The organism is Paractinoplanes globisporus DSM 43857 (assembly GCF_000379645.1).
In the GTDB taxonomy this organism is placed as follows: Bacteria; Actinomycetota; Actinomycetes; order Mycobacteriales; family Micromonosporaceae; genus Actinoplanes; species Actinoplanes globisporus.
Map to the genome: position 1 here is coordinate 148,579 of NZ_KB903305.1, position 17,140 is coordinate 165,718.

Consider the following 17,140-nt stretch of genomic DNA (forward strand, 5'->3'; position numbering starts at 1 on the left):
TACGCCCGGAACACCGCTCAGCCATTCCTAGTGCCGGATTCCCGAGCCCGCTCGGCCGCGACCTGCCGTTCGACGGCGCTCAGCGGATCGGGGTCGAGCCCGGCCGGGATGAGCCGGGCCCGCAGCGCGTTCGCCTGCTCGGCCCGGACGCTGCGGATCCCCGCGACGGCGTCCAGCCGGGCGTGTGCCTCGAGCGCGTCGAGCTCGTGCCAGGCCAGCCGATGCCGCACGGCCAGCCGATGCGCCGTGTTGGCGGCGTCCCGGCCCTTCTCGACGTGGACCGGATCGCCGGCCGCCCGATCCGCGTGGATCAGCGCGCTCGCGATCAGCGCCGCCGTCTGCGCCGGAATGAGCCGCCGCGGCCCGGCCAGCGTGAGCGCCTCCGCCACGTACCGCTCGGCGGCGTCGAGGTCCCCGTCGGCGCGGGCGCAGTCGGCCAGCAGCGGCAACGTCTCGGCCAGCTCCACCAGGTAGTCGCCCTCCCGGAAGGTGAGCGCCACCGCCGCCACCTTCTCCAGCGCCGCCGCCGAGTCACCCTCGGCCAGGTCGAGGGCGCCGAGGAACCGCTCGCACCGCACCACGTCGTCGGTCCAGCCGTACTCGACGCAGATGAGGCGGTTGCTCTCGGTCAGTGCCCGGGCCGGCCCGGTCCGGCCGGTGCGGGCCAACAACTCCGCCCACCAGACCCCGCGCACCGAGTAGAGGTGATCGCCGTTCGAGTCGTCGGCGTGCTCGATCCGGTCGCCGATCAGGAACTGCTCCTCGGCGGCCACCGTGTCCCCGGCCACCCGCAGCAGCCAGCCGCGGTAGACGGCCGTCTTCATCAGCCCGTTGCGGTCGCCGGCGCGTACGGCCGCCGCGCCGGCCTGCTCGGCCGCCTGCAGCGCCGCCTCGATGTCGCCGAGATGGCCCAGGCACTCGGCCAGGTTGCGCAGATCGACCGAGAGATTCGACGGTACGTCCGAGCTGCGGTCGAAGGTGATGGCAGCGCTCAGGTACTCGTTGGCCGTCACCAGATCCCCGACGTACGAGGCGTACAGGCCGGCCTCGTTCAGGTACCGCGCGACGCTCGCCTTGTCCAGGCGCTCGGCGCAGATCGCCCGGCGTTCCCGGGTGGCCACGAACGCCGACGCCGCCCGCTGGCCGAGCCGGGCCGCCGGCAGGTACATCCACACGTACCCGCCCTCGGTGCGGTTGCGGTGCAGGTCGTCGGCCGCGTGCCACTGGCCGGCGGTGATCAGCAGCTCGATCGCCTCCACGACCCGGAGACCGTCCTCCCGGTTGACTATCCGCCCGGCGGGCATGCCGGTGAGCGTGGCGTCGGCGGCCACCTCGGCCGCGCCCAGCGCCAGCGGCCGGAACGCCTCGCGGACCAGCGGATGCGCGGCCAGCGTGCCGTCCGGGTGCCAGGACAGCAGCCCGGCGAGCCGGTCGCGGGCGGCCAGCTCCACCTTGCGGTCGGTCCAGCCGTCCAGGCGGCCGCCGAACGCCTCGTGACCGGCGAGACTCAGCACGGCGGCCGGGGTGACCGGGCGAGCGAACAACGCGACCGCCGCGACGAGATATCGGTCGGCGTCGGTGAGCCGGGTGGCGTAGAAGTTGAGCACCTTGGCGACGCGGACGTTGGTGCCGGCCGCCGCGGTCAGACCCGCCCGCAGGTCGGCCAGGTCGGCGGTGGGCGGCCGGTCGGCGAGGATCGCGCCGAGGACGGCGACCGCGAGCGCGTGCCCGTCGACCCGGGCCACCAGGTCGTGCCGCTCCTGCTCGGGCAGCCAGCCACCGCCCGAGGCGGCGAGCAGCTCGGCGCCCTCGGCCGGGGTGAACGGCGGCACGTCGAGCATCCGCGCCGCGCCGCCGTCGAAACTCTCCACATCGGCGAAGGGGAAGCGCGAGGTCAGCACGACCAGGCCGCCGTGCTTCATCTGGCAGACGCCGGTGAGCACCTCGCGCAGCGTGCCGTCCAGCAGCCGGCCGAACTCGCCCTGTTCCGGCCCCTCCTGGATCACCTCGAGACCGTCCAGCACGAGCACCAGCGGCACGGCCTCCAGCAGCGTCAGCACCGCCGCGCCCAACCGGCCGCGCCCGACCACCCGCGCGTCGAACTCGGCGGCCGCCCAGTCGAGCAGGGCCGTCGCCCAGTGCTCGGCGGAGGCGTCGGTGTAGAAGCTCCACCCGAACACCCCGCCGACGCCGGGCCGGTCGGCCGCGCCCTTCCGCCGGTCGAGCCACTCGGTGACCAGCGCGGTCTTGCCGGCCCCGCCCCAGGCGGTCACCCCGATCAGGCGTACGGCCGGATCGGAGGCCCACCGGGCCAGCCGGGCCAATTCCTCGGCGCGGCCGGTGAAATGCGGCACCGGCTCGGCCGGCGGTGTCCACGCCGCGGGCAGGTCGGCGTCGGCCGGCTCGGTCCGGGGCGGCTCCGTCACCGCCGGGGCGGGAAAGCGGGGGTCGACCACATCGGCCAGCAACGCCGCCAGCGCCGAGTGGTCGTTGCCGGGAGCGGGATAGAACACCACGTGGGCGCCGTACCCGATCTCCGCGCGCTGGGCCAGGAAACTGGCGTCGTTGTCGGGCGCCGATGGGTCCCACGGCAGGATCGCCACGTGCCGCGGCGCCGAGCCCGGGTCCACCCGCGTACCGGAGGCCTGGGCGACCTCGCGCAGAATCGCCGCGATCCGCTGGTCGGCGAAGCTGAACCCGATCCACACCAGATGGCCCGTGTCCACCATGGCGGCCAGGACCCGTGACAGCTTTCCCGAGTACGCCCGGCGGTACTCGGTGCTGGCCAGCACCATCGCCTCCGGCTGGGTGTGCCGGCCGTGCGCGAACAGCACCGGCAATTCCCCGTCGCCGTAGACGTCGCCGCTGCGCCATCGGTCCAGGGAGTCCTCGTCGGTCCACGACATGAACCCGGTGCCGAGCGCCTGCGGCCGCACCCGGCTGCGGGCGTCGACGATTCCCGGGTCGTAGTTGGTGGTGACGACCGCCTTGAAGTCGCACCGGCACACCAGCTCCTGCACCTCGGTCCACGTACGGCCGGATTGTGGGTCTCGGCGCACGCGAAAGGCCTCGCGCAACGCCTCCCGGAACTCCGGCGGACCCAGCTGCCGGCGCAGGATCTCGACGACCTCCTCCGGCGCCTGGTCGGCGAGGGTGCGGCACGTCGCCGCCTGGGTGGGGGTCAACCGATGCGCGGCGGCGTCCACCAGCTCGCCGATGAGCCCGGACCACAGCGGATAGAGCGGCGCCGACGCCCCCGCGCCGAGGAAGGCCACCGCGTCGCCGTCGGAGAGGTACTCCCGGAGCGCCTGGAGACCGGGGCGGTTGACGCGGGTCAGCGTCTCGGCCTGGTCCGCCCGCAACCCTGACAGATATGCCGCCTCGGCGTCGTCCGACATGGACCCACCCTGCCAGGCCGGGCGGTCGCGCCGCATCCCACGCAAGGGCATCCCCCTAATCGGGGCCGTCCGTCTTCTCCGCCCGCTTGGCGACGGTCAGCTGCTCGACGGTGGCCAGGGGATCGGGGTCGAGACCGGCCGGTGTCAATCGGGCCCGCATCGCGTCGGCCAGTGCCGCCCAGTCGCCCTTGCGGCCGACGGCGGCGTCGAGCCGGGCATGCGCGTCGAGGGCGTCGAGCTCGTGCCAGGCCAGCCGATGCCGTACGGCGAGACGCTGCGCGGTGGAGGCGGCGTCCCGGCCCTTCTCGAGGTGGGTCCGGTCCCCGCCGTCCGCCTGCTCGGCGTGGATGCGGGCGCGGGCGGTCAGCGCCGCCGACTGGGCCGGGGCGAGCCCGCGCGGCGCGGCCAGGGTCAGCGCCTCGGTGACGTGCTGATCGGCGGTGTCGAGATCGCCGGCGGCGCGGGCGCAGTCGGCGAACATGGGCAGCGTCTCGGCCAGGTCGACCAGGTAGTCGCCGTCGCGGAAGGTCGCGGCCGCGGCGCCCACCCGCTGCAGCGCGGCGGCCGGGTCCCCGGCGAGCAGGTCGAGGTGGCCGAGCATCCGGTCGCAGCGGGCCACGTCCGCCTTCCATCCGTACCGGTCGGCGACGGTCCGGTTCCGGTCGGTCAGTCGCCGGGCCGGTGCGGTCCGGCCGGTGCGGGCCAGGAACTCCGCCCACCAGACGCCGCGGATCGAGTACAGGTGGTCGCCGTCGGTGTCGCCGGCGTACTCGATGCGGTCGGCGATCAGGAACTGTTCCTCGGTGCCCGGGATGTCGCCGGAGAGCATGAGCATCCGGCCGCGATAGGAGGCCGCCTGCATGACCTCCTCGCTGTTGTCGGCGCGGTCGGCCGCCTGGGCCGCCTGCGCCGCCGCCTGCAGCGCCGCGTCGATGTCGCCGAGCCGGCCCAGGCACTCGGACAGATTCCGCAGCTCGATCGCGAGATAGGCCTGGTCGCCGGCCTCCCGGTAGTAGCCGACGGCGGCGTTGAGGTACTCCCGCGCGGTCACCAGGTCGCCGCCGTACGAGGCGAACAGCCCGACCGCGTTCAGGTGCCAGCCGAGCCGGTCGCGGCCGAGATGGCGCTCGCACTCGTGGCGGCGCTGCTGGGTGGCCACGAACGCCGACGCCGCGCGCTGCCCGAGCCGGGCCGCCGGCAGGTACTTCCACACGTTGCCGTTGTTGGTGCGGTTGTGGTGCAGGTCGTCGGCGGCCTGCCACTGCCCGGCCGCGATGAGCAGCTCGATGGCCTCGACCACGCGCAGGCCGTCCTCGCGGGTGGTGATGTCGCCGGCGGGCATGCCGGTGAGCGTGGCCTCGGCGGCGACCTCGGCGGCGCCCAGGGCGATGGGCCGGAACGCCTCGCGCACCAGCGGATGCGCGGCGAGAGTGCCGTCCGGGTGCCACGAGAGCAGCCCGGCCAGGCGATCGCGGGCCGCCGCCTCAACCCGGCTGTCGGTCCAGCCGTTCAGCCGCCCGCCGAACGCCTCGTGCCCGGCCAGGCTCAGCACCGCCGCCGGCGCGACCGGGCGGGCGAACAGAGCGACCGCGGCGACCAGGTACCGGTCGTCGTCGGCCAGCCGGGTCGCGTAGAAGTTCAGCACCTTCGCCACCCGCGCGTTCGTGCCGGCCGCGGCGGTCAGCTGCGAGTGGAGCCCGGCCAGGTCGGCGGTGAGCGGACGGTCGGCGAGCACGGCGCCCAGGGCCGCCACGGCCAGGGCGTGTCCGTCCACCCCGGCGACCAGCTCGCGTCGCTCGTTCTCGGGCAGCCAGTCGCCGCCGGCCTCGGCCAGCAGCTCGGCGCCCTCGGCCGGGGTGAACGGCGGCACGTCCAGCATCCGGGCCGCGCTGCCGTCGAAGCCCTCGACGTCGGCGAACGGGAACCGCGAGGTCAGCACGACCAGGCCGGCATGCTCGATCTGGCAGACGCCGGTGAGCACCTCGCGCAGGGTGCCGTCCAGCAGCCGCCCGAACTCGCCGCCCTCGGGTCCCTCCTGGGCAACTTCCAAACCATCCAGGACCAGGATCAGCGGTACGGCCTTGAGCAGGGTCAGCACGGCGGCGCCGAGCCGGCCGCGCCCGACCACGCGAACGCCCGCCTCCTGGGCCGCCCAGTCGATCAGGGCCTTCGCCCAGTGCTCGGCCGAGGCGTCGGCGTAGAAGCTCCACCCGAACACGCCGCGCACCCCCGGCCGGGCCGCGGCGCCGTTCCGCCGCGCGAGCCACTCGGTGACCAGGGCCGTCTTTCCCGCGCCGCCCCAGGCGGTGACCCCGATCAGGCGGACGACCGGATCGGCCGCCCACCGGGAGAGCAGGGAGAGCTCCTCGACCCGGCCGGTGAAATGCGGCACGGGCTCGGCCGGCGGCATCCACAGCGTGGGCAGGCCGGTGGGGTCGGCGGCGCCGGTCGTCGACGGGGCCGAGGGCGGCGCCGGGTCGGGCTGGACCGGAACGGGCGGAAAGCGGTCGTCGACCAGATCGGCCAGCAGCGCGGCCAACGCCGAGTGGTCGTTGCCGGGAGCGGGATAGAACACGACCTGAGCGCCGTACCCGATCTCGGCCCGCTGGGCGAGGACGCTCAGGTCGTTGTCGGCCGCGTCCGGGTCCCACGGGAGGATCGCCACGTGCCGGGACGCGGCGCCGGGGTCGACTCGAGTGCCGGAGGCCTGGGCGACCTCGCGCAGGATGGCGGCGATGCGCTGGTCGGCGAAGCTGAAGCCGATCCACACCAGATGGCCCGTGTCCACCATCGTCGCCAGCACCCGCGACAGCTTTCCCGAGTAAGCTCGGCGGTACTCGGTGCTGGCCAGGACCATCGCCTCCGGCTGGGTGTGCCGGCCGTGCGCGAACAGCACCGGCAGCTCGCCGTCGCCGAAGACATCCCCCGTACGCCATCGGTCCAGGGAGTCCTCGTCGGTCCACGACATGAACCCGGTGCCGGTCGCGTTCTTGCGGACCCGGTTGCGGGCGTCGACGATTCCCGGGTCGTAGTTGGTGGTGACGACCGCCTTGAAGTCGCACCGGCACACCAGTTCCTGCACCTCGGTCCACGTACGGCCGGATTGTGGGTCTCGGCGAACCCGGAAGGCCTCGCGCAATGCCTCGCGGAACTCGGGCGCGCCGAGCTGCCGGCGCAGGATCTCGACGACCTCCTCCGGCGCCTGCTCGGCCAGCGTCCGGCAGGTGTTGGCCTGGGCCTCGCTCAGCCGGTGCGCCGCGGCGTCGACCAGCTCGGCGATCAGCCCCGACCACAGTGGATAGAGCGGCGCCGACGCCCCCGCACCCAGGAACGCGACGGCCTCACCGGCGGCGAGGTAGTCGCGCAGTCTGCTCAGCCCGGGGCGGTTGATCCGGGCCAGCTCGCGCGCCTGCTCGGGTTCCAGGTGCGACAGGTACGCCGCGGAGTCGTCCGACATGGACCCACCCTGCCAGCCGGATCCGTCCGCCGCATCCCACGCACTGCTGAACCGGCACCCGAGATCAGGAGCCCGTTTTCGCCCGTTCGACCGTGGCCAGCGGGTCCGGATCGAGGGTGGCGGGGACGAGCCGGCCGCGAAGGTCGGCGGCCTGGCCGGCCCAGCCTTGATCGACGTCCTCGACCTCGTCCAGCCAGGCGTGCGCGTCGAGGGCGTCGAGCTCGTGCCAGGCCAGCCGGTGCCGGACGGCGATCCGCAGGGCGGTGCCGGCGTCGTCCCGGCCTCGCTCGAGGTGGGTGCGGTCGCCGTCGGCGATCCGGTCGGCGTGGACCCGGGCGCGGACGGTCAGCGCCGCGGCCTGCGCCACCGCGAGCCCGCGGGGCGCGGCGAGGTTCAGCGCCTCGGTGAGGTGCCGGTCGGCGGCGTCGAGGTCGCCGGTGGCGCGCACGCAGTCGGCCAGCGTCGGCAGGGTCTCGGCCAGGTCGACCAGGTAGTCCCCGTCGCGGAAGACGGCGACCGCGGCCGTGACCTGCTCGGAAGCGGCGACCGCGTCGCCCGCGGCCAGATCGAGCGCGCCGAGCACCCGGTCGCACCGGGCCACGTCGGCGTTCCAGCCGTTGCGCACGCTGATGGCCCGGTTGAGCTGGGTGACCGTCCGGGCCGGCCCGGGCCGGCCGGTGCGGGCCAGCATCTCGGCCCGCCACACGCCCCGGATCGAGTACAGGTGCTGGCGCTCGTCCGCGTACTCGATGCGGTCGCTCGCCAGGAACTGCGCCTCGGCGGCCGGTGTGTCCCCGGCCAGCGTCAGCACCCACGCCCGGTACGCGCCGGTCTGCTTGATCTCCACCCGGTTGCTCGCCCGGGCCGCCGCGGCCGCGGCTTGCTCGGCCGCCTGCACGGCGGCGTCGACGTCACCGAGATGACACAGGCACTCGGTCAGATTCCGCAGCACCCCGGCCAGGCCCGCCGGTTCCCGATCCTTCCGTACGTGGGTCGCGGCCGCGTTCAGGAAATCCTTGGCGGTGTCCAGCTCCCCGCCGTAGGACGCGTACAGGCCCGCGGAGTTCAGGTACCAGCCCAGCCGCCCGCGCACGAGGCTGCCGGCGCAGGCGTCGCGGCGGGCCGGGGTGGCCACGAACGCGGTCGCGGCCCGCCGGCCGAGCCGCGCGGCCGGCAGCGACCGCCACATCTGCCCGTTGTCGGTGCGGTTGCCGTAGAGGTCGTCGGCCGCCTGCCACTGGCCGGCGGCGATCAGCAGCTCGATCGCCTCGACCACCTTCAGCCCGTCGTCCCGGCTGGCGATCGTGCCGGTCGGCAGGCCGGTGAGGGTGGCGTCGGCCGCGACCTCGGCGGCGCCCAGCGCGAGCGGCCGGAACGTGTCGCGAACCAGCGGATGCGCGGAGAGAGTGCCGTCGGGATGCCAGGACAACAGCCCGGCCAGCCGGTCGCGGGCCGCGGCCGCGACCCGGCGCTCGGTCCACCCGTCGAGCTTGCGGCGGAACGCCTCGTGGCCGGCCACGGTCAGCACCGCGCCCGGGGTGACCGGGCGGGCGAACAGCGCCACCGCCGCGACCAGGTACCGGTCGGCGTCCGACAGCCGGGTGGCGTAGAAGTTGAGCACCTTGGCGACCCGGGCGTTGGTTCCGGCCGCCGCGGTCAGCTCGGCGCGCAGGCGGGTCAGGTCGGCGGTGGGCGGCTCGTCGGCCAGGACCGCGCCGAGGGCGGCCACGGCCAGGGCGTGCCCGTCGACCCGGGCCACCAGGTCCTGCCGCTCCATCTCGGTCAGCCGCCCGCCACCCGACGCGGCGAGCAGGTCGGCGCCCTCGGCCGGGGTGAACGGCGGCACGTCCAGCATCCGGGCGGCACTGCCGTCGAAGCCCTCGACGTCCGCGAACGGGAACCGCGAGGTCAGCACGACCAGGCCACCGTGCCTCATCTGGCAGCCGCCGGTCAGCACCTCGCGCAGCGTGCCGTCCAGCAGCCGACCGAACTCGCCCTGCTCCGGCCCCTCCTGGACCACCTCGAGGCCGTCCAGCACCAGCACCAGCGGCACGGCCTCCAGCAAGGTCAGCACCGCCGCACCCAGCCGCCCGCGCCCGACCACCCGCATCCCGAACTCGCGGCCGGCCCAGTCGAGCAGCGCCGCGGCCCAGTGCTCGGCGGAGGCGTCGGCGTAGAAACTCCACCCGAACACGCCCTGCACCCCCGGTCGCGCGGACGCTCCGTCCCGCCGGTCGAGCCACTCGGTGACCAGCGCGGTCTTGCCGGCCCCGCCCCAGGCGGTGACCCCGATCAGCCGCACGACCGGATCGGCGGCCCATCGCGACAGTCGCGCCAACTCCTCGGCCCGGCCGGTGAAGTGCGGCACCGGCTCGGCCGGCGGCGTCCACGACGCGGGCATCCCCGGCTCGGCCACCGGCAGGTCCGTGGGCGGCGCGGGCGGATTCGGTAACGCCGCGATGGGCGGGAAACGTGGGTCGGCCAGGTCGCCGAGCAACACCGCCAGAGCCGAGTGATCCCCGCCTGGGGCCGGGTAGAGCACCACCTTGGCGCCATACCCGATCTCCGCCCGCTGGGCGAGCACCCCGGGGTCGCGCCCCGGGGCCTCCGGATCCCACGGCAGGACCGCCACGTGCCGGGTCGCCGCGCCTGGGTCGACCGTCGTACCGGATGTCTGGGACACCTCGCGCAGAATGGCGGCGATGCGCTGGTCCGCGAAGCTGAACCCGATCCACACCAGGTGACCCGAATCGATCATGCGGGCGAGCACCCGGGCGAGCTTGGCCGTGTAGGCCCGCCGATACTCGGTCGTGGCCAGCACCATCGCCTCCGGCTGGGTGTGCCGCCCATGCGCGAACAACACCGGCAGCTCGCCGTCGCCGAAGATGTCCTCCGTACGCCACCGATCGAGCGCATCCTCGTCGGTCCAGGACGCGAACCCGGTGCCGACCGCGGTCGGCCGCACCCGGTTCCGCGCGTCGACGATCCCCGGGTCGTAGTTGGTGGTGACGATCGCCTTGAAGTCGCACCGGCAGACCAGCTCCTGCACCGGCGTCCAGGTCCGCCCGGTGTCCGGGTCCCGGCGAACCCGGAACGCCGACCGCAACGCCTCCCGGTAGTCCCCGGGCCCCAGCTTCCGGCGGAGGATCTCGACCACTTCCCCGGGCGCCTGCCCGGCCAGGTCCCGGCAGGTCTCGGCCTCGGCCGGCGTCAGCGCACCGGCCGCCGCGTCCACCAGATCGCCGATCAACCCGGCCCACAACGGATACAGCGGGGCCGACGCCCCCGCGCCGAGAAACGCCACCGCCTCCCCGTCGGCCAGGTATCCCCGCAACGCCTCCAGCCCCGGCCGGTTGATCCGGGCGAGCTCCCTGCCCCGCTCCGGCTCCAGCCCCGACAGATACGCGGCCCCGGCGTCGTCTGACATGGACCCACCCTCCCAGCCCGCCGCACCCACCGCATCCCACGGATTACCAGTCGTCACCACTCGTCGTCGTCCGACTCGGCATTCTCGGCCGCGGCCTGACGCTCGACAGTGCCCAGAGGGTCGGGGTCAAGCCCATCCGGAACGAGCCGTGCCCGCATTGCGGCGGCCTGGGCGGCCCAGTCGCCTTTACCGCCCGCGACGCCGTCGAGCCGTGCGTGTGCCTCGAGTGCGTCGAGCTCACACCACGCCAGCCGATGCCGCACCGCGAGCCGGTGCGCGGTGTCGGCGGCATCCCGGCCGGCTTCGAGGGAGTCGCCCGCACCGGCCGCGGCACGATCGGCGTGGATGCGAGCGCGCACGGTCAGCGCCGCCGCCTGCGCCGGGACGAGCCCACGCGGCGCGGCGATGATGAGTGCCTCGCCGACGTGCTCATCGGCGGCATCGAGGTCTCCGGCGGCACGAACGCAGTCGGCGAGTAATGACAGGGCCTCGGCCAGTTCGGTCAGGTAGTCCCCGTCCCGGAAGGTGTTCACCGCGGCGGCGGTACGCTCGAGCGCGGCGGCGTGATCTCCGCCGTTCAGGTCCAGCGAACCGAGCAGTCGGTCGCACCGCGCCACGCTCGCGTTCCAACCGTGTTGTACACAGATGGCTCGATTGCGGTCAGTAAGAGTGCGGGCGGGGCCGGCTCGGCCGGTCCGAGCCAGGAATTCGGCCCACCACACCCCGCGACGCGAGTGCAGATGATTGCTTTCGGGGCCATTGGTGATCTCGATGCGGTCGGCGGCCAGGAATCGTTCGTCCGCGGCCACGGTCTCGCCGAACAGCATCAGTGTCTGCCCTCTGAACACCGCCGCGTTCCTCGCGCCTCTTCCGCTCCCCGCCTGGGCGTTCGCGGCCGTCGCTTCCTCGGCCGCCCGCATCGCGCCGTCGATGTCGCCGAGCACGCGCAGACAATCGGCCAGATTCCGAAGCGAGATCTCGAGTCCCTGCTGGTCGCCGGCGGCTCGATCGATCGCGATCGTGGCATCCAGACATTCCCGGGCGGTCACCAGATCCCCGATGCTCATTGCCATCATGCCGGCCGTGTTCAGGTGCCAGCCGAGCTTCTTCCGGCTCAGTCGGCCGGCGCAGGCGTCGCGGCGCTGCGGGGTGGCCACGAACGCCGACTCGGCCCGCAACCCGAGCCGGGCATCGGGCAGGGACGACCACGCGTGCCCACCGTCGGTGCGGTCGCGGATGAGGTTATCGGCGGCCACCCATTCATCAGCGGCGATCAGCAGTTCGACAGCTTCGACCAGGCGGAGGCCGTCCTCGCGGTTGGTGATCTTTCCTTCGGGCACGCCGGTGAGGGTGGTGTCCGCGGCGACCTCGGCCGCGCCCAGTGCCAGTGGGCGGAACGTGCCGCGGACCAGCGGGTGCGCGGAGAGGGTGCCGGCGGGGTGCCAGGAGAGCAACCCGGCCAGCCGGTCGCGGGCCGCGGCCTCCACCTCGCGTTCGGTCCAGCCGTCGAGCCGGCCACCGAACACCTCGTGCTCCGCAAGGCTCAGGACCGCGGCCGGGGTTACCGGGCGCGCGAACAAAGCTATCGCGGCGACCAGGTAACGGTCGGCGTCGGTCAGCCGGGTGGCATAGAAGGTCAACACCTTCGCGACGCGGACGTTGGTGCTCGCCGCGGCGGCCAGCGTCGCACGCAGGCCGGCCAGATCGGCGGTGGTTGGCCGGTCGGCGAGGACCGCGCCGAGGGCAACAACGGCCAGCGCGTGTCCGTCCACCTCGGCCACCAGCTCCCGTCTTTCCCTCTCGGGCAGCCAGTCGCTGCCGGTCGCGGCGAGCAGTGCGGCACCGTCGCCCGGAGTGAAGGGTGGAACGTCCAGCATGCGGGCGGCTCCGCCGTCGAAGCCCTCCACGTCGGCGAACGGGAAGCGGGACGTGAGTACCACCAGCCCGCGATGCCGGATTCGGCAGGTGCCTGTGAGCACCTCCCGCAACGTGCCGTCGAGCAGCCGGCCGAACTCGCCGCCTTGTGGACCTTCCTGGGCGACCTCCAGTCCGTCCAGCACCAGGATCACCGGTACCGCCTTCAGCAGGGTCAGGACCAGAAGCCCGAGCCGCCCTCGGCCGACCATCCGCACGCCGAGCACTCGGGCCGCCCAGCTGAGCAGGGCCTCGGCCCAGTGCTCGGCGGAGGCGTCGGCGTAGAAGCTCCACGCGAACACTCCGCCCACATCGGGCCGGGTCGCCGCCCCGCCCCGGTGGAGCCACTCGGTAACCAGCGCCGTCTTGCCCGCTCCGCCCCAGGCGGTGACACCGATCAGCCGGACCGCCGGATCGCCGGCCCATCGGGAGAGCCGGGCCAGTTCCTCGGCGCGACCGGTGAAATGCGGCACGGGTTCGGCGGATGGTGTCCAAGACTCGGGAACGCCGCTGCTGACCGACACCCGCGCGGCCGCATCACGCGGCGGCGCTCCGACCGGCGGAAAGCGCGGGTCGGCCAGCTCGGCCAGCAACGCGGCCAAGGCGGAGTGGTCCTTGCCGGCCGCCGGGTAGAACAGCGCGTGGGCGCCATAACCGATCTCCGCCTGCTGTGCCAGCACGCTCGGATCGTTGTCCACCTCGTCCGGATCCCACGGCAGGATCGCCACGTGCCGGGGCGCCGCGCCCGGGTCGACTCGCGTGCCGGAGGCCTGGGCGACCTCGCGCAGGATGGCCGCGATCCGCTGATCGGCGAAGCTGAACCCGATCCAGACGAGATGCCCGCCGTCGATCATCGTGCCGAGCACCCGTGACAGCTTGCCCGAGTACGCGCGGCGGTACTCGGTGCTGGCCAGGACCATCGCCTCCGGCTGGGTGTGCCGCCCGTGGGCGAAGAGCACGGGCAGCTCGCCGTCGGCGAAGACGTCGCCTGTGCGCCAGCGGTCGAGGGCGTCCTCATCCGTCCACGAGGCGAAGCCCGTTCCCACCGCGTCGGGGCGTACGCGCCCGCGGGCGTCGACGATCCCGGGGTCGTAGTTGGTGGTGACGACCGCTTTGAACGCGCACCGGCACACCAGCTCGTGCACCGGCGTCCACGTCCGGCCGGACTCCGGGTCGCGGCGGACCCGGAACGCCTCCCGCAGCGCCTCGCGGAACTCGGGCGGGCCCAGCTGGCGGCGCAGGATCTCGACGACCTCTTCCGGCGTCTGGCCGGCCAGACGCCGGCACGTGGCCGCCTGCGCCTCGCTCAGCCGATGGGACGCGGCATCCACCAGGTCGCCGATCAGTCCGGCCCACAGTGGATACAACGGGGCCGACGCTCCCGCGCCCAGGAACGCCACCGCGCTGCGGTCGGCGAGGTACCCCCGCAGCGCCTCCAGTCCGGGGCGGTTCACTCGGGCGAGTTCTTGCGCCTGGCCCGGATTCAATCCCGACAGGTATCCGGCGTCGTCCGACATGGAACCACCCTGCCAGGCTGATCCACATCGGCGCATCCCACGGACTGACGACCGCAAAATGGGCCAAACGGCGCCCGCCCGGCTGGCAACCAGGGCGGGCGCCGGTGGATCAGCTGGACTCGGCGGGAACGGGGGAGGGGAGCGGCTCGGGGTCGGAGCGGTGGCGGTCGACGTCGCCGTGGCCCGGCCACCAGGCGGCGTGGCCGATGAGCGCGGTCAGGGACGGGACCAGGAACATCGACATCACGAAGGCCGAGAGCAGGATGCCGGTGGCGACCGAGAAGCCGATCTGGCGCAGGAACGAGACGGGAGCCAGGGCCAGCACGGCGAACGTGCCGGCGAGGATCAGACCGGCCGCGGCGACGGACGGGCCGCCGTGCTGCACGGCGAGCGCGGCCGCCTGGCGGGGCTCGTTGCCCTCCCTCGCCTCCTCGCGGAGGCGGGCGATCATCAGGATGTTGTAGTCGGTGCCGATCGCCAGGACGAACAGGTACAGCACGATCGGCAGTTGGAAGGTCACCCCGGGCTGGCCGGCCACGCCCTGGAACAGGTAGATCGCGGCGCCGAGGGTGGCGGCGAAGTTGAGCAGTACCGCCGCGACCAGGTAGATCGGCGCGACGATGCTGCGCAGCAACAGGCCGAGGATGATCGCGATGAGGAGCGCGGCGACGGGCAGGATCACCGACAGGTCGCGGTTGTTGGCCGAGTTGATGTCCGCGTAGATGGCGGTCGTGCCGCCGACCAGCACCCTCGTGCCCGGTGGGACGACGGCGTGCAGGTCGGCTCGCAGATGGTCGTGGACCAGCGTGATCGCCTCGTTGGACGCCGGGTTGACGTTGAGCAGGATGGCGAATCGGGCGACCGTGCCGTCGGCCGACTTGACCGGAGGCTGGACGCCGCCGACCCCGTTCACCTTCGCGGCGGCCGCGGCGAACTGGTCGAGCTGGGTCGCCGTCAGCTGACCGCCGTCGGTGGTGGTCAGGTACGCCTCGGTGGGGTCGAGCGCGCCCTGCGGGAAGCCGCGCTCGAGGTCGGCCGCCGCCTTGGCGGACTCGGTCGTGGTCGGGAAGCCGGCCGCGAAGTCGTAGTCGGCCTTGAACATCAGCACCCCGCTGGCCAGCGCGATCAGCACCAGCCCGGAGGAGATCGCCGCCACCGCCGGGCGCCGGCCGAGCGCCGCGCCGATCCGGACGAACGCGGTGCCCTTCGGCTCGCGCGTCCACGATTTCGAGGGCCAGAACGTCGCCGGCCCGATCAGGCTGACCAGCGCCGGGATCAGGGTCAACCCGGTGATCAGCATGACGAAGACGGCGATGGCGAGCGCCGGCCCGAGCGAGCCGAACCCGCCGAAGCTGGCCAGCAGCAGCACCAGGAAGGCGACGATGACCGCGGCGGCGGCCGACGTGATGACCTCGCCGACGCGGGCCACGGCGTACACCATCGCGGCCTTCTTGTCGGCCCCGGCCCGCAACCGTTCCCGATAGCGGAAGAGCAGGAAGAGTATGTAGTCCGTGCCGATGCCGTAGAGCACGATCAGCAGCAACGTCTGCAGGCTCTGGTCCACGTTGAAGCCGAACGCCTCGCCGGCCGCCGCGATCAGGTTCGACGAGACCTGCAGGACCACGCCGATCACGAGGATCGGCAGCAACGCCGCGATCGGGCTGCGGAAAATAATCAAGATCAAGACAATGATGAGTACGAAAGTAGCGGCGCCCACCACGGCGAACGCGGTGTTGAACGTGTCGTTGTTGTCGACGAACTGGGCCACCTGCCCGGTGACACCGGCGCTCAGCCCGGCGGCGGCCAGGTCGTTGGCCTTGATGGCGTCGCGGGTCTTGGTCACCGCGTCCATCTGGCCCTGATTGTCGGTGACGGCCGCGGTGACCGGCACGCTGATCAGCTGGACGAGCTTGTTCGGCGCGACGGCCTGTGGACCGGTCACCGGCTGGCCGGTCCCGGGGACGTGCGCGTCGCCGATCGCGGTCGCCAGCTGGCCGACGCGGGTCTGGTCGGCCTCGGTCAGCGGGCCGCCGTCGGTGCGTTTCACCACCACGATGGCGGTGGAGGTGGCCTGCTCCGGGAAGGCTTTCGTGGCGAGATCGATCGCCTGTACCGATTCGTACTTGCTGGGCAGGAAGCTGCCCTGGTCGCCGCTGGTGATGTCGGAGAGGCTGGGCAGAAGCCCGATGATCGCGAACGCCCCCACGAGCCAGCCGCCGATGACCCACCAGGCCCGCCGGACGACGAACCTCCCCCATCTGTCGAACATCGATCTTCCCCCATTCGGCTCTGTATATGCAGACTATACATATGCCATCCGGGCCTATCGTTGTCCAGTGAGTTATCCCGTGCTCATCGACTGCGACCCGGGGCACGACGACGCGCTGGCGTTGTTGCTGGCAGCGGGCGATTCCCGGCTGCGCCTGCTCGGCGTCACCACGGTGGCCGGCAACCAGACAGTCGAGAAGACGACACGGAACGCGCTGCGGATCCTCGCTCTCGCCGGCGTCACCGACGTCCCGGTCGCGGCCGGCAGCGCCCGGCCGCTGGTCGCTGACCTCACCGTCGCCGAAGACATCCACGGCTCCTCCGGGCTCGACGGGCCCGACCTCGACGGGCCGGTCGTCGAGCTCGCGGGGGTGCACGCGGTCGAGCTGATGCGGCGGCTGATCGTGGGCTCGGCCGAGCCGGTCACGCTGGTCGCCACCGGGCCGCTGACCAACGTGGCGCTGCTCCTGCGCGGTCACCCCGAGGTCGTTCCGCGCCTGCGCCGCGTCGTCTTCATGGGCGGCTCGACCGATCGGGGCAACACGACGCCGTACGGCGAGTTCAACATCGTCACCGATCCCGAGGCGGCCGACATCGTGCTGCGGTCGGGCCTGCCGACCACGATGATCGGACTGAACGTCACTCACCAGGCGCTGGCGACCGACGAGATCATCGCCGAGTTCCGGGGGATGGGCACCCGCCTGGGCGTCATCTGCGCGGAGCTGATGACGTTCTTCGCGAGTACCTACCGCCAGGTGTTCGGCTTCGAGCACCCGCCGGTGCACGACCCGATCGCCGTGGCCGCCGTCCTCGAGCCGTCGATCGTCCGCACCGTCGCCGCCCCGGTCGCCGTCGAGCTGGCCGGCACGCACACCCGCGGCGCGACCGTCGTGGATCTCCATCACCGCACCGGGCGGGCCCCGGACGCCGACGTCGCGGTCGGGCTGGACGTGGACGCCTTCTGGCGCCTGCTGATGAGCGCCGTCCGGCGCTTGGGGTAAAACCCCCCGGTTTTTCGGCATTGTCGGGAGTATCGAAGCGTGGCGAGTGCTGCAAACGTATGTACGCAAACGTATGCGGTACGAGTACGGTCCCGACTTACCCCGGCATTCGGGTCGGGCTCACTCGACAGGAGGCACGTGGGATGAGGACCCCCCTT

General features: G+C 73.2%; 6 protein-coding genes. 1 reads left to right on the forward strand and 5 read right to left on the reverse strand.

Going from position 1 to position 17,140, the window contains the following annotated elements; genetic code table 11:
- Positions 1-17: 17 nt before the first annotated feature.
- The 5 genes from A3CQ_RS53460 to A3CQ_RS0120030 all read right to left on the reverse strand — a co-directional run bounded on the left by A3CQ_RS53460 (position 18) and on the right by A3CQ_RS0120030 (position 15,982).
- Positions 18-3,398: an SIR2 family protein gene (locus A3CQ_RS53460; RefSeq protein ID WP_084699151.1), complete on the reverse strand. Its 3,381-nt coding sequence runs from the start codon at positions 3,396-3,398 to the stop codon at positions 18-20.
- A 55-nt stretch (positions 3,399-3,453) separates the two neighbouring features.
- A complete protein-coding gene (locus tag A3CQ_RS0120015; RefSeq protein ID WP_026205919.1) occupies positions 3,454-6,855 on the reverse strand; it encodes an SIR2 family protein in 3,402 nt (1,133 codons plus the stop codon).
- A 64-nt stretch (positions 6,856-6,919) separates the two neighbouring features.
- Positions 6,920-10,282 carry an SIR2 family protein gene (locus A3CQ_RS0120020; protein WP_020512730.1) on the reverse strand — a complete coding sequence of 1,121 codons (3,363 nt, stop codon included), beginning with the start codon at positions 10,280-10,282 and terminating at the stop codon, positions 6,920-6,922.
- 53 nt (positions 10,283-10,335) lie between these two features.
- A complete protein-coding gene (locus A3CQ_RS0120025) occupies positions 10,336-13,713 on the reverse strand; it encodes an SIR2 family NAD-dependent protein deacylase (RefSeq protein ID WP_026205920.1) in 3,378 nt (1,125 codons plus the stop codon).
- Positions 13,714-13,822: 109 nt separating this feature from the next.
- The gene (locus A3CQ_RS0120030; RefSeq protein WP_020512732.1) at positions 13,823-15,982 is read right to left on the reverse strand and encodes an MMPL family transporter; all 2,160 of its coding nucleotides are present in this window, start codon (positions 15,980-15,982) and stop codon (positions 13,823-13,825) included.
- A 67-nt stretch (positions 15,983-16,049) separates the two neighbouring features.
- On the opposite strand from A3CQ_RS0120030, the gene A3CQ_RS0120035 reads away from it, so the two are divergent.
- Positions 16,050-16,982 carry a nucleoside hydrolase gene (locus A3CQ_RS0120035; RefSeq protein WP_026205921.1) on the forward strand — a complete coding sequence of 311 codons (933 nt, stop codon included), beginning with the start codon at positions 16,050-16,052 and terminating at the stop codon, positions 16,980-16,982.
- The last annotated feature ends 158 nt before the right edge of the window (positions 16,983-17,140 follow it).

Coding starts and splice junctions, on each gene's coding strand:
- A3CQ_RS53460 (WP_084699151.1), bottom strand. CDS start 3,398: ATGTCGGACGACGCCGAGGCGGCATATCTGTCAGGGTTGCGGGCGGAC.
- A3CQ_RS0120015 (WP_026205919.1), bottom strand. CDS start 6,855: ATGTCGGACGACTCCGCGGCGTACCTGTCGCACCTGGAACCCGAGCAG.
- A3CQ_RS0120020 (WP_020512730.1), bottom strand. CDS start 10,282: ATGTCAGACGACGCCGGGGCCGCGTATCTGTCGGGGCTGGAGCCGGAG.
- A3CQ_RS0120025 (WP_026205920.1), bottom strand. CDS start 13,713: ATGTCGGACGACGCCGGATACCTGTCGGGATTGAATCCGGGCCAGGCG.
- A3CQ_RS0120030 (WP_020512732.1), bottom strand. CDS start 15,982: ATGTTCGACAGATGGGGGAGGTTCGTCGTCCGGCGGGCCTGGTGGGTC.